This is a genomic window from Streptomyces sp. NBC_00414, from assembly GCF_036038375.1.
Lineage (GTDB): Bacteria > Actinomycetota > Actinomycetes > Streptomycetales > Streptomycetaceae > Streptomyces.
The window spans coordinates 6,064,489-6,076,597 of record NZ_CP107935.1 but is presented as its reverse complement, the minus strand read 5'-3'; the positions used below and the strand labels follow the sequence as shown (position 1 = coordinate 6,076,597).

At 69.5% G+C, this 12,109-nt stretch carries 13 protein-coding genes and 3 tRNA genes; 3 read left to right on the top strand and 13 right to left on the bottom strand.

All coding sequences use genetic code 11. The annotated features are described in order from the left end of the window. Positions 1–60: 60 nt before the first annotated feature. The 4 genes from rplK to OHS59_RS26455 all read right to left on the bottom strand — a co-directional run bounded on the left by rplK (position 61) and on the right by OHS59_RS26455 (position 2,136). Positions 61–498, bottom strand: coding sequence for a 50S ribosomal protein L11 (rplK, locus tag OHS59_RS26470; protein ID WP_328495881.1), 438 nt, complete (start codon positions 496–498; stop codon positions 61–63). A 170-nt stretch (positions 499–668) separates the two neighbouring features. Beyond that, positions 669–1,589, bottom strand: coding sequence for a transcription termination/antitermination protein NusG (nusG, locus tag OHS59_RS26465; RefSeq protein ID WP_328495880.1), 921 nt, complete (start codon positions 1,587–1,589; stop codon positions 669–671). A gap of 77 nt (positions 1,590–1,666) precedes the next feature. Beyond that, positions 1,667–1,954, bottom strand: coding sequence for a preprotein translocase subunit SecE (gene secE / locus OHS59_RS26460; protein WP_055610500.1), 288 nt, complete (start codon positions 1,952–1,954; stop codon positions 1,667–1,669). Positions 1,955–2,063: 109 nt separating this feature from the next. Next, positions 2,064–2,136, bottom strand: a tRNA-Trp gene (locus OHS59_RS26455). 225 nt (positions 2,137–2,361) lie between these two features. Here OHS59_RS26455 and OHS59_RS26450 point away from each other — a divergent pair. Further along, positions 2,362–3,588 carry a pyridoxal phosphate-dependent aminotransferase gene (locus tag OHS59_RS26450; RefSeq protein WP_328495879.1) on the top strand — a complete coding sequence of 409 codons (1,227 nt, stop codon included), beginning with the start codon at positions 2,362–2,364 and terminating at the stop codon, positions 3,586–3,588. A gap of 185 nt (positions 3,589–3,773) precedes the next feature. Then, complete coding sequence (locus tag OHS59_RS26445; protein WP_328495878.1) at positions 3,774–4,802, top strand: adenosine deaminase; 1,029 nt, start codon at positions 3,774–3,776, stop codon at positions 4,800–4,802. Here the strand turns inward: OHS59_RS26445 and OHS59_RS26440 are convergent. The 9 genes from OHS59_RS26440 to OHS59_RS26400 all read right to left on the bottom strand — a co-directional run bounded on the left by OHS59_RS26440 (position 4,747) and on the right by OHS59_RS26400 (position 10,519). Further along, positions 4,747–5,466 carry a hypothetical protein gene (locus OHS59_RS26440; protein ID WP_328495877.1) on the bottom strand — a complete coding sequence of 240 codons (720 nt, stop codon included), beginning with the start codon at positions 5,464–5,466 and terminating at the stop codon, positions 4,747–4,749. The two genes, OHS59_RS26445 and OHS59_RS26440, sit on opposite strands and share 56 nt — an antisense overlap. A gap of 63 nt (positions 5,467–5,529) precedes the next feature. Next, positions 5,530–6,585: a UDP-N-acetylmuramate dehydrogenase gene (locus OHS59_RS26435; protein ID WP_328495876.1), complete on the bottom strand. Its 1,056-nt coding sequence runs from the start codon at positions 6,583–6,585 to the stop codon at positions 5,530–5,532. Between the two features lie 196 nt (positions 6,586–6,781). Then, positions 6,782–8,221, bottom strand: coding sequence for a DHA2 family efflux MFS transporter permease subunit (locus OHS59_RS26430; RefSeq protein ID WP_328499366.1), 1,440 nt, complete (start codon positions 8,219–8,221; stop codon positions 6,782–6,784). Positions 8,222–8,345: 124 nt separating this feature from the next. Further along, positions 8,346–8,915, bottom strand: a complete 570-nt coding sequence (locus tag OHS59_RS26425) for a TetR/AcrR family transcriptional regulator (RefSeq protein WP_328495875.1) — start codon at positions 8,913–8,915, stop codon at positions 8,346–8,348. 161 nt (positions 8,916–9,076) lie between these two features. After that, a complete protein-coding gene (locus tag OHS59_RS26420; protein WP_328495874.1) occupies positions 9,077–9,505 on the bottom strand; it encodes a MaoC family dehydratase in 429 nt (142 codons plus the stop codon). Between the two features lie 4 nt (positions 9,506–9,509). Beyond that, positions 9,510–9,962: a MaoC family dehydratase N-terminal domain-containing protein gene (locus tag OHS59_RS26415; protein WP_328495873.1), complete on the bottom strand. Its 453-nt coding sequence runs from the start codon at positions 9,960–9,962 to the stop codon at positions 9,510–9,512. Positions 9,963–10,070: 108 nt separating this feature from the next. Further along, on the bottom strand, positions 10,071–10,235 hold the full coding sequence (gene rpmG, locus OHS59_RS26410; RefSeq protein WP_007265873.1) for a 50S ribosomal protein L33: 165 nt from the start codon (positions 10,233–10,235) through the stop codon (positions 10,071–10,073). A gap of 92 nt (positions 10,236–10,327) precedes the next feature. Further along, a tRNA-Met gene (locus tag OHS59_RS26405) sits at positions 10,328–10,400 on the bottom strand. 46 nt (positions 10,401–10,446) lie between these two features. Continuing rightward, positions 10,447–10,519 (bottom strand) — tRNA-Thr (locus OHS59_RS26400). A gap of 235 nt (positions 10,520–10,754) precedes the next feature. Between OHS59_RS26400 and OHS59_RS26395 the strand changes: the two genes are divergently transcribed. After that, positions 10,755–12,017: an amidohydrolase family protein gene (locus tag OHS59_RS26395; RefSeq protein WP_328495872.1), complete on the top strand. Its 1,263-nt coding sequence runs from the start codon at positions 10,755–10,757 to the stop codon at positions 12,015–12,017. The last annotated feature ends 92 nt before the right edge of the window (positions 12,018–12,109 follow it).

Sequence of the window (12,109 nt, the reverse complement as noted above, 5' to 3'; positions counted from 1 at the left end):
TCTGAGGAGTCGTGGTAGGGGCCGAGCAGGCCCTGCCACGGTGTTCTACGTGGGTGGGGATCAGCCTTCGACCGTGATGCCCATGGAACGGGCGGTGCCGGCGATGATCTTCGACGCGGCGTCCAGGTCGTTGGCGTTGAGGTCGGCCATCTTGGTGGTGGCGATCTCGCGGACCTGGGCCTGGCTGATCTTGGCGACCTTGGTCTTGTGGGGCTCGCCGGAGCCCTTCTCGACACCAGCGGCCTTGAGGATCATCTTCGCGGCCGGCGGGGTCTTGGTGATGAAGGTGAAGGAGCGGTCCTCGTAGACCGTGATCTCCACCGGGATGACCCAGCCGCGCTGCGACTCGGTCGCCGCGTTGTAGGCCTTGCAGAACTCCATGATGTTGACGCCGTGCTGGCCCAGTGCGGGGCCGACCGGCGGAGCCGGGTTGGCCGCACCGGCCTGGATCTGGAGCTTGATAAGCCCCGTGACCTTCTTCTTCTTCTTGGGAGGCATTGCTCTCTCCGGGTCCTAGTGAGAGTTTCCGGCCAACCATTCCGGATCATCCGGATGGAGGCATACCGCACAACGATAACGGGTATCGGTGCGCAGCCTGAAACCGAGCAGGTCAGACGGGCTGCAAGAGCCTGTCTGAACTGCTCGGAAGCGTGCGGTCCGAAAGAACGTCAGTTCTTCTGGATCTGGTCGAAGCTGAGCTCGACCGGAGTCTCGCGGCCGAAGATCTCGACGAGGCCCTTGACCTTCTTCGAGTCGGCGTTGATCTCGTTGATCGTCGCCTGCAGCGTCGCGAACGGGCCGTCGGTGACGGTGACCGAGTCGCCCACCTCGAAGTCCAGCACCTGGACCTCGAGCTTGCGGGACGGAGCCGGCTTGCCCTCGGCCTCGGCGGCCTCGCGGGCGGCCTTCTCCTCGGCCTCGGGGGCGAGCATCTTGACGATCTCGTCCAGCGTCAGCGGGTACGGGTCGTAGGCGTTGCCCACGAAGCCGGTGACACCGGGGGTGTTGCGGACGACACCCCAGGACTCGTTCGTCAGATCCATGCGCACCAGCACGTAGCCGGGGAGCTTGTTCTGCTTGATGGTCTTGCGCTCGCCGTTCTTGATCTGCGCGACCTCTTCTTGCGGCACCTCGGCCGCGAAGATGAAGTCCTCGACGTTCAGCGAGACGGCACGCTGTTCGAGGTTGGTCTTCACGCGGTTCTCGTAACCGGCGTACGTGTGGATGACGTACCACTCGCCGGGGAGCGCGCGAAGTTCCTCACGAAGGGCGGTGACGGGGTCGACCGGCTCGGCCTCCTCCGCCTCCTCCTCGTCGGACTCGGCGCTCTCGTCGGTCGCGTCCTCGTCGGTCGCGTCCTCGTCGGTCGCGTCGTCGGCGGGCTCGTCCTCGTCGCTCTCGGCGGAGACGGCCGGGGCGGCGTCGTCGGACTCGTCCTCGACGTGCAGCGCGGCTTCTTCGGCGGGCTCGCCCGCCGCGGCGTCGGCAGCCTCGACCTCGTCCTCGACGTCCGCGCCCTCGACGATGTCGAGTTCGTCGTCACGGGACTCGACCGACTCGACGGCATCGTTCAGGTTCGGGTCAGACACGGTGGCTGCTTCTTCCTGGATCATGGGGGTGGAACACGCGAAAGCGGGCGCCGGGTACGGCGCCCTTCGCGCTTGGCCTAGCCGAAGACGTACTTGGCGGCCTTGTCGAGTCCGAAGTCAATCACAGTCACCAGACCGATCATGATGACAACGAACACAATCACCACTGTGGTGTACGTCGTCAGCTGATTACGGGTCGGCCAGACAACCTTGCGGAGCTCCGCGACGATCTGGCGGTAGAAGAGGGCGAGGCGCTTCAGCGGGCCCTTCTTGGCACGCTTACCGCCCTTGCGGCCCTTCTTCTGGGACTCCGGCGCCTCATCCTGGGCATCAGGCATGTCGATGGAGCCCACGGCGTCCGTCACTCGTCCTCACCTGATTCCGGGTCGTGGCCGTGCCGCGCCCGGTGTGAGCCGCACGGCGGTGCAATGCAGTACGTACATGTGCACACATCCTGGTGAAAGGAGTGTGTAGCAGGGCCGGAGGGACTTGAACCCCCAACCGCTGGTTTTGGAGACCAGTGCTCTACCAATTGAGCTACGACCCTTTGCTTCCCCCACAACGTACCGCATCCGACCGAGTGCTCGGAGTGCACCGGAAGAGCGCGGCCGGTGAAGGCCAACGAGGTGAGAGTGTACGTGGTCGACGGCCGGTCGTCGAACAGAAAGTGTCCGTACGGACTTTGCGCGTCCCCGGCCCCGGCGTCGCCCCGCGGTGCTCAGTCTGTGAAACCAGTGTGCCGGGTACGTTTCCGGTCTGAAACGATGGGCCCATGAGCGCTGCAATCCCTCCCACCGAGCGCCGGGTCTCCGCCCGAGTCGGCGCGATCTCCGAGTCCGCCACCCTCGCCGTGGACGCCAAGGCCAAGGCCCTCAAGGCCGCGGGACGTCCGGTGATCGGCTTCGGCGCCGGTGAGCCCGACTTCCCGACCCCGGACTACGTCGTCGAGGCCGCCATCGAGGCGTGCAAGAACCCGAAGTACCACCGCTACACGCCGGCCGGCGGCCTTCCCGAGCTGAAGGCGGCGATCGTCGCCAAGACGCTGCGTGACTCCCACTACGAGGTGGACGCCTCCCAGGTCCTGGTGACCAACGGCGGCAAGCAGGCCATCTACGAGGCGTTCGCCGCGATCCTCGACCCGGGCGACGAGGTCATCGTCCCGGCTCCCTACTGGACGACGTACCCCGAGTCGATCCGTCTCGCCGGTGGTGTCCCGGTGGACGTCGTCGCGGACGAGACCACCGGCTACCGCGTCTCCGTCGAGCAGTTGGAGGCGGCCCGTACGGAGAAGACCAAGGTCGTCCTCTTCGTGTCGCCCTCCAACCCGACCGGCGCCGTCTACAGCGCCGAGGACACCGAGGCCATCGGCCGCTGGGCCGTCGAGCACGGCCTGTGGGTGATGACGGACGAGATCTACGAGCACCTGGTCTACGGGGACGCGAAGTTCACCTCGCTGCCGGCAGTACTTCCTGAGCTGCGCGACAAGTGCATCGTGGTCAACGGCGTCGCGAAGACGTACGCGATGACCGGCTGGCGGGTCGGGTGGCTCATCGGCCCGAAGGACGTGGTGAAGGCCGCGACCAACCTGCAGTCCCACGCCACGTCGAACGTGTCGAACGTCGCCCAGGCCGCGGCGGTCGCCGCCCTCTCGGGCGACCTGACGGCCGTCGCCGAGATGCGCGAGGCCTTCGACCGCCGGCGCAGGACGATCGTGCGGATGCTCAACGAGATCGACGGCGTGCTCTGCCCGGAGCCCGAGGGCGCCTTCTACGCGTACCCCTCGGTGAAGGGGCTGCTCGGCAAGGAGATCCGCGGCAAGCGCCCGCAGGACTCCGTCGAGCTGGCCGCGCTGATCCTGGACGAGGTCGAGGTGGCGGTCGTCCCGGGCGAGGCCTTCGGCACGCCGGGCTACCTGCGGCTGTCGTACGCGCTGGGTGACGAGGACCTCGTCGAGGGCGTCTCGCGGATCCAGAAGCTCCTGGCGGAGGCCAAGGCCTGAACCCGAGCGCGACAGTAGGTACTGAACCCGCCCACGTCGGTGGGCGGACAGTCGGTGAGGCGGGTCGCTTCCCTTCGGAGAGTTCCTCCGGGGAGGCGGCCCGCTTCTTCGTTTCTTCGTGCGAGCAAGACCACGTTCAGGGAAAGCGCTACCGATACGGCGCCGGCGTGCGGCAGGATCCTTGAATGGAGCACGTACGTAAGGTCTCTGAGCTGCCCAAGGCTCATCTGCACCTGCATTTCACCGGTTCGATGCGGCACACCACCCTGCTGGAACTGGCCGACAAGCACGGGATCCATCTCCCCGACGCGCTGACGAGCGGCGAGCCGCCCAAGCTGCGGGCGACGGACGAGCGCGGCTGGTTCCGCTTCCAGCGTCTCTACGACGCGGCGCGATCGTGCATCAGAGAGCCCGAGGACATCCAGCGGCTCGTGCGCGAGGCCGCCGAGGAGGATCTCAAGGACGGCTCGGGGTGGCTGGAGATCCAGGTCGACCCCACGTCGTACGCGCCGCGCCTGGGCGGTCTCATCCCCGCCCTGGAGATCATTCTGGACGCGGTCGACACGGCCGCGCGCGAGACCGGGCTCGGCATGCGGGTCCTGGTCGCCGCGAACCGCATGAAGCACCCCCTGGACGCCCGCACGCTGGCCCGCCTGGCCGTGCGGTACGCGGACCGCGGCATCGTCGGGTTCGGGCTCTCCAACGACGAGCGGCGGGGCATGGCGCGGGACTTCGACCGGGCCTTCGCGATCGCCCGGGAGGGCGGGCTGCTGGCTGCGCCGCACGGCGGCGAGCTGACGGGCCCCGCGTCCGTACGCGACTGCCTGGACGACCTGCACGCCTCGCGGATCGGACACGGGGTGCGGGCCGCCGAGGACCCGCGGCTGCTGAAGCGGCTCGCGGACCGCGGCATCACCTGTGAGGTCTGCCCGGCCTCGAACGTCGCCCTGGGGGTCTACGAGAAGCCGGAGGACGTCCCCCTGCGCAAGCTGTTCGAGGCGGGCGTGCCCATGGCGCTCGGCGCGGACGACCCGCTGCTGTTCGGCTCGCGGCTCGCCGCCCAGTACGACATCGCGCGCCGCCACCACGACTTCACGGACGCCGAACTGGCCGAGCTGGCCCGGCAGTCGGTACGCGCCTCGGCGGCCCCGCACGACATCAAGGAGAAGCTGCTGTCCGGCGTCGACGACTGGCTGAACGCCCCGGTCGCCTGAAGTGGGCGTGGGGCGGGTACGCCTGGAAGCCGATGTCCAGCTCGGGCCCCCGCCCCCGTGTCAGCGGCAGATGCGGTGTGAGTGAGGTGACCAGCACGTCGTGTCCCTTGGCGGCCCCCTTGCCGAGCGGGCCGAAACCGGCCGCCAGCTCCAGGTGGACGGACGCCGAGGCGAAGGTGTCCCGGGCGCCGAAGAGGAACAGCGTCCGGGCGTGCGTCGCGGGCCGGATCCGGTCGACCGGGTCCAGGCGGTCCCAGCGCCGGTCCCAGCGCGCCTGCCAGGCGGCCGCATGACGCGCGGTCCGCTGTTCGTCGGTGCGGGCGGTGCCCGGGGTGCCCCGGGTCAGCCCGCGGCGCAGCGAGGGCCAGGCGGACGGCCGCAGGCCCAGTGTCCGGTGGACGAGGACGAGGTCGACCGGGACTCCGGGCGCGTACTGCCGGGGAACGCCGTCGCGCAGCGGGACGTGGACGACCGTGTGCGGGGAGTACGCGGCGAACGAGAACAGGGCGGCGAGGCGGGACAGTCCGTCGTGGTCCCCGAGCAGGTATCCCCACTCCCGCTGGGGGTCACTGAGTGTGGTGTGCCGCAGGGCGGGTCGCGGCTGGACGACCCGGAACGCGTACCGGCCGGCTCGCGGCCTGAACTCGGTGACCCTCAGCCGCACGGGAGTTCCCTCATGGCCCCAGGGTGACCGCCGGCCCGGGCCACCGGCAACCGGAATACCGCCTCAGAGGCTGACGCCCACCGTCACCGGTTCGTTGACGAGGGTGATGCCGAAGGCGTCGTGGACTCCTGCGACGACCTCGCGGGCGAGCGCGAGCAGGTCCTCCGTGGTGGCCTCGCCCCGGTTGGTGAGGGCCAGGGTGTGCTTGGTGGAGATACGGGCGGGACCGGTGCCGTACCCCTTGGTGAAGCCCGACTTGTCGATCAGCCAGGCCGCGGAGGTCTTGGTGTGCTCGTCGTCCGCGGGGTAGGCGGGCGGGAGCACACCCTCGCCCAGGCGCTCCGCCACGCGCGCGTGGAACGCGGCGAACTCCTCGCGCGTGAGGATCGGATTGGTGAAGAACGAGCCGGCCGACCAGGTGTCGTGGTCCTCGGGATCGAGCACCATGCCCTTCCCGGCGCGCAGCTTCAGGACGGTCTCGCGGGCCTCGTCCACGGGCACCCTGTCGCCGGGGCCGACACCGAGCATGCGGGCCGTCTCGGCGTACTTCAGCGGCGCGGACAGCCCGGCGGCGTCCTCCAGTTCGAAGCGCACACGCAGCACGACGAACCGCTCCGGATCACCCTTGAAACGACTGTGCCGGTACGAGAAGGCGCACTCGGAGTTCGGAATGGTGACCGTCTCGCGGCTCTTCCTGTCGTAGGCGACCACTTCGGTGATCGTCGACGACACTTCCTGGCCGTACGCCCCCACGTTCTGGATCGGCGTCGCACCGGCGGAGCCCGGGATTCCGGCGAGGCACTCGATGCCCGCGAGGCGGGCCTCGACGGTACGGGCGACCGCGTCGGTCCACACCTCTCCCGCGGCCAGCTCCAGCTTCGTACCGTCGAGTTCGAAGCCGCGCGTGGCGATGCGCAGGGCGGTGCCCGGGAAGCCCTTGTCGCCGATGACCAGGTTGGATCCGCCGCCGATCAGCAGCAGCGGCGTACCTGAGTCGTCGGCCTCGCGGACGGCGGCGATCACCTCGTCGTCGGTGGTCGCGGTGATCAGCCGGGCGGCGGGGCCGCCGAGCCGGAAGGTGGTCAGCGGGGCGAGGGGTGTGTCGTGGAGTTCCTGCACGTGCCCAGAGTACGAGAACGGCCCCGCCGGTTCGGGCGGGGCCGTACTCAGGAGGTCGGGTGGTCCGTGCGGACCGGTGGGGGCGGAGGCCGGGGCGCAGCCCCGCTTCTGAGGGGCGCGGGAAACTGCGCGGCCGGCCCCCACCGGCCCGCAGCCGTCACACCGCCGTCCAGAATCCGCGGGTTGGATTCCGAACTCAGTGCGCCGCTGTCTCCAGCACGGGCGCCGGCGCCTCCGCACTCTCCGCCGGCCCGGCTCCACACAGCCGCCTCGGGATGTACAGCGCCGCCAGCCCCGCCACGGCGACCGCCGCCGAGCCGACCCACAGAGCCGGCCTGATGCCGTCCACGAAGGTCTGCCCGCTCTCGTAGCCGCCCTGGGAGGAGAAGATCGAGGCCATCACCGCGATACCGAGCGCCCCGCCGACCTCGCGCAGCGCGTTGTTGGCGCCGGACGCGATCCCCTGCTCCTGCGGCCGGACGCTGGACATGACCAGGCTGGAGGCGGGAGCGAAGAAGAGGGACATCCCGATTCCGCTGATGATCAGGGCGGGCAGCTGCGCGGCGTACGACGTGTCGGCCTGGACCACGAAGGCGAACCATCCGAGCCCGACGGCCTGCAGGAACAGGCCCGCGGCGACGACGGGACGGCCGCCGATCCGGTCGGACATGTAGCCCGCGATCGGCGCGACGAGCATCGGCATGCCGGTCCAGGGCAGCATGCGCAGGCCGGCCTCGGTGGGCGAGTAGCCGAGCACGCCCTGCATGTACTGACTGAGCAGGAAGATCGAGCCGAACATCCCGAGGAACATCAGCAGGCTCGCCGCGTTGATCCCGGCGAAGGCGCGGCTGCGGAAGAGCCGCATCGGCAGCATCGGGTTCTTGGCACGCATCCCGTGGAACACGAAGCCGACGAGCAGAGCCGTACCTGCGAACAGGGCGAGCAGGACGACACCGTCGGTCCAGCCGACGACGGGCGCGCGGACCAGCCCGTACACGATTCCGAAGAGGCCGCCGCTGGCGAGCAGGGTGCCGCGGATGTCGAGCGGGGCACCGGCGCCGAACGACTCCGAGAGGCGCAGCCGGGCGAGCGGCAGCAGGGCAAGACCCAGCGGAACGTTCAGCCAGAAGATCCACTGCCAGGACAGGTGCTCCGTGAGACTGCCTCCGATGAGCGGCCCCGAGGCGACCGCGAGACCGTTGACGGCTCCCCATATCCCGTACGCCATCCCGCGCTTGGCGGCCGGGACGGCGGCTGTCAGCAGGGTCAGCGTCAGCGGCATCATGATGGCCGCGCCGACGCCCTGGACGGCGCGGGCGGCGATCAGCGAGTCGATGCCGGGCGCCATGGCCGCCGCGGCGGAGGCTCCGGTGAAGACGGTGATGCCGACGAGGAAGAGCCGGCGGCGGCCGAACCGGTCGCCCAGAGCCGCGCCGAACATCAGCAGCACGGCGAAGGTGAGCGTGTACGCGCTCACGGTCCATTCCAGGTCGTCGAGCGCTCCTCCGAAGTCCTTACGGATCGAGGGCAGAGCGGTGGTGACGACGAGGTTGTCGAGGGCCGCCATGAATCCGGCGACGCTGGTGATGACGAGGGCCCAGACGGCTCCCCCGCGGCGTTCGGTCGGCTGTGGCATCTGCTGTGACATCGCTCCCCCAGCGGGTTATCGCTAGCGTTCGGTTAGTTATTGCTGACTAACTTTCGAGGTCATGAAAAGGCGCCGCTCTCCGCCGCCTTCACCGGTTCTCCGGTGGTCCACTTCAGTGTTCGAGCCGGCCCTTGACCCGGGCCGAGGGGTAGAGCCCTTCCCACACCCGGTGCTGGGATGGAAAGCCCATGGCCACGAGGCAGTTGATGAGCATGCCGTAGGCCAGGAAGGTCGTGGTCTCGTCCATGTCGGCACCGAGCGGCAGATGGACGGTGTCCCACAGCCGCATCCAGCCGGCCCGGACCGCCTCCCCGAGCTCATGGTCACCGGCCTGCTCGGCCGCCGCCACCGCGACGTACATCTGCATCTGCATGAGCAGCCGCTCCGGCTCCTCGGCGATGACCCTGGTGTACGCGTCCGCCATGGCATGCAGGGCCTCCTCGCCCCTCAGCCCCTCGGACGCCTTCGCGAACGTACGGATACTGTCGTCCAGGCAGCGTTCGGCGGCTGCCAGGAAGATCGCCTTCTTGCCGGGGAAGAGCCGGAAGAGGTACGGCTGCGAGACCCCCACACGCTTGGCGATCACCTCGGTGGACGTGCCGTAGTAGCCGCCCCGGGCGAACTCGCTCATCGCCGCGCGAATGACACTCTCACGCCTTTCCTCTGCGCTCATCCTGACCATGCGACGAAGTTAGTACTCAATCACTAACCAAGTCAAGAGGGTGGCCCGAGAGGGCTCCGGGAGGGGGTTCGGGAGTACGTACGGGTAAGGGGCGCCCGCCACTGCGAGCGCCCCTTACTCGTACCGCGCGTACTACTCGTAGCCCTGCTGTCCGCGCCCGGTCAGGCGAGCCGTACGACCGCCCGGGACATGCCCAGCACCTTCTGGCCCGCGCTCATCGCGACGAGGTCGACGCGGACGGTGTTGTCGTCGAGCTTGACGGCGACCTTGCCGCTGACCTCGATCGTGGCGCCCTTGTCGTCGTTCGGGACGACGACGGGCTTGGTGAAGCGGACGCCGTACTCGACGACCGCACCCGGGTCGCCGGTCCAGTCGGTGACGACCCGGATCGCCTCGGCCATGGTGAACATGCCGTGCGCGATGACGTCCGGGAGGCCGACCTCCTTGGCGAACTTCTCGTTCCAGTGGATCGGATTGAAGTCCCCCGAGGCACCCGCGTACTGCACGAGCGTGGCGCGGGTCACTTCGAACGACTGGGCCGGCAGCTCGGTGCCGACCTCGACGTCGTTGTACGCGATCTTCGCGGTCATCTGTTCACGCCCCCTCGGCCGCGCGGGACACGAGCTTGGTCCAGGCGGTCACCACGTGCTCACCGGCCTCGTCGTGGACCTCGCCGCGAATGTCCAGGATGTCGTTGCCCGCCATCGACTTGATCGCCTCGATGGTGGACGTGACCGTGAGCCGGTCCCCCGCGCGCACCGGGCGCACATGGACGAACTTCTGGTCACCGTGCACGACACGGCTGTAGTCGAGACCCAGCTGCGGGTCCTGGATGACCTGTCCCGCGGCCTTGAAGGTGATCGCGAACACGAAAGTCGGCGGTGCGATCACATCGGGGTGGCCGAGGGCCTTGGCCACATCCGGGTCCCTGTAGGCGGGGTTGGGGTCTCCCACCGCTTCCGCGAACTCGCGGATCTTCTCCCGGCCGACCTCGTACGGGTCGGTGGGCGGGTAGGACCGCCCCACGAAGGACTGGTCGAGCGCCATCGGCTCGGCACCTCCTGATTCGCACTGGTTCGCAGCTGGTTCGCCGCGGGTGTCAACGACGCGAGGCCGCCCCCCGGTTACAGGGGACGGCCTCGTGAACGAGCCTTTTTATCGCGTTTCGCGGTGCGCAGTGTGCGAGTTGCAACGCGGGCAGTGCTTCTTCATCTCCATGCGATCCGGGTTGTTACGCCGGTTCTTCTTGGTGATGTAGTTCCGCTCCTTGCACTCCACGCAGGCCAGCGTGATCTTCGGGCGGACGTCGGTGGCAGCCACGTGAGTGCTCCTTGCCGGGACGGATGAGACATGGATTAACGCATAAAAGAGTAACCGATTGAAGGACCGACCCCGCAATCGGCTACCGTCAGTAGCGGTGACCGGACTTGAACCGGTGACACAGCGATTATGAGCCGCTTGCTCTACCGACTGAGCTACACCGCTTTGATGTGATCAGTTCCCGCCTTGCGACGGGAACCTCCCACACCAGAGCCCCAATACGGAATCGAACCGTAGACCTTCTCCTTACCATGGAGACGCTCTACCGACTGAGCTATTGGGGCGAGCGATGAAGACATTACACGCTCGGCAGCCGATCGCCCAAATCCGTTTCGCGGCACCTGTCCCGGCCCGTTCCCGGGCCCTCACCGGCTGTTCCACCTGCCCCTCGGGCACGACCGACCACACCGGTACGACTATTCCGCTCCTCCTCGATGCGCGCCGGTCGTCACCCTAGGCTCGACTCACGCTGCGTGATCTTGTGCCTCTCCTGCGCAGCCGCCGAGCCCCAGGAGCGCGATGCCCGACAGCCAGCCGCAGCCGCACCACTCCTCGTCGTCCTCGTCCGGCTCCTCGGGCTCGTCCGGCCGGACCGACGGCTCCGACCTGCTGCTCTGCGGTGCGCGGCTCACCGACGGCCGGATCGTGGACGTGCGGCTGGCCGACGGACGCATCGAGGCGGTCGGCACGGCCGGCAGCCTCACCGCGCACACCGCGCGCGTGGACCTCTCCGGCCACCTGCTCCTGCCTGCCCCGGCCGAGCCCCACGCCCACAGCGACACGGCCCTGTCGGCCGACGGCGAGGGCCCGGTCTCGTACGAGGGGCACGAGGTCCAGCGCCGTACGACCGAGGCCGCTCTCCTGCAGCTCGGGCACGGGGCGACCGCCGTCCGCTCGCACGTGCGCGTGGGCGACGTCCAGGGGCTGGGGTCGATGGCGGCGGTGCTCCAGGCGCGGCGCGCGCTGCGGGGGCTGGTCGAGCTGACGGTCGTGGCGATGCCCCGGGTCCTCACCGGGCTGGCCGGGGCCGACGGGCTGGCGATGCTGCGGGACGCGGTGAAGATGGGCGCCTCCGTAGTGGGCGGTTGTCCAGATCTGGACCCCGATCCGACGGGATACGTGGAGGCGGTCCTGGAGGTCGCCTCGGAGCAGGGCTGCCCGGTCGATCTGCACACGGACGGTGACGATCCGGCCCGGCTCGGGCGTCTCGCGGCGATGGCGGGCGGCTTGCGGCCCGGCGTGACGCTCGGCCCCTGCGGAGGGCTGAGCCGGCTGCCCTCCGAGGTGGCCTCGCGGTCGGCCGACCAGCTCGCCGCGGCCGGGGTGACCGTCGTCTGCCTCCCCCAGGGCGGCTGTTCGGGCGTGGACCGCCGGGGAACGGCTCCGGTACGGCTGCTGCGGGCGGCCGGCGTACGGGTCGCGGCCGGCAGCGGCGCGCTGCGGGACGTGTCGAATCCCGTGGGGCGCGGGGATCCGCTGGAGGCGGCGTATCTGCTGGCCTCGCGGTACGGGCTGCGGTCCGCCGACGCGTACGACACGGTGAGTTCGTCGGCGCGGGCGGTGCTGGGGCTGCCCGAGGTGCGTGTGGAGGCCGGGTTCCCGGCGGAGTTGCTCGCGGTGCGCGGGGACCGGCTCGACGGCGCGCTGTCGCTGGCGTACAGCCGGATCGTGGTGCACCGGGGGCGGGTGGTGGCGCGGACGAGCGCGGTACGGGAGTACTGCAACTCGGCGGTGGCCGTGACGTTGGACCTGCCGCGCCAGGGGCGGACGGGTGCGTCCTGAGCGTTCCTGAGGTGCGGGGTGGAGCGCTTCCGGGCCCGCGGGGCGGGACGGGTCCCCGTCGGCGTTCACGCGCGCGTGGAGGGGTATCGGGC

What these genes read in the sequence shown, in the direction of transcription:
- OHS59_RS26445 (WP_328495878.1), top strand. Translation starts at nt 3,774, where the DNA reads ATGGAGCACGTACGTAAGGTCTCTGAGCTGCCCAAGGCTCATCTGCAC.
- OHS59_RS26430 (WP_328499366.1), bottom strand. Translation starts at nt 8,221, where the DNA reads ATGCCACAGCCGACCGAACGCCGCGGGGGAGCCGTCTGGGCCCTCGTC.
- OHS59_RS26425 (WP_328495875.1), bottom strand. Translation starts at nt 8,915, where the DNA reads ATGGTCAGGATGAGCGCAGAGGAAAGGCGTGAGAGTGTCATTCGCGCG.
- OHS59_RS26450 (WP_328495879.1), top strand. Translation starts at nt 2,362, where the DNA reads ATGAGCGCTGCAATCCCTCCCACCGAGCGCCGGGTCTCCGCCCGAGTC.
- OHS59_RS26415 (WP_328495873.1), bottom strand. Translation starts at nt 9,962, where the DNA reads ATGGCGCTCGACCAGTCCTTCGTGGGGCGGTCCTACCCGCCCACCGAC.
- OHS59_RS26395 (WP_328495872.1), top strand. Translation starts at nt 10,755, where the DNA reads ATGCCCGACAGCCAGCCGCAGCCGCACCACTCCTCGTCGTCCTCGTCC.
- rplK (WP_328495881.1), bottom strand. Translation starts at nt 498, where the DNA reads ATGCCTCCCAAGAAGAAGAAGAAGGTCACGGGGCTTATCAAGCTCCAG.
- OHS59_RS26420 (WP_328495874.1), bottom strand. Translation starts at nt 9,505, where the DNA reads ATGACCGCGAAGATCGCGTACAACGACGTCGAGGTCGGCACCGAGCTG.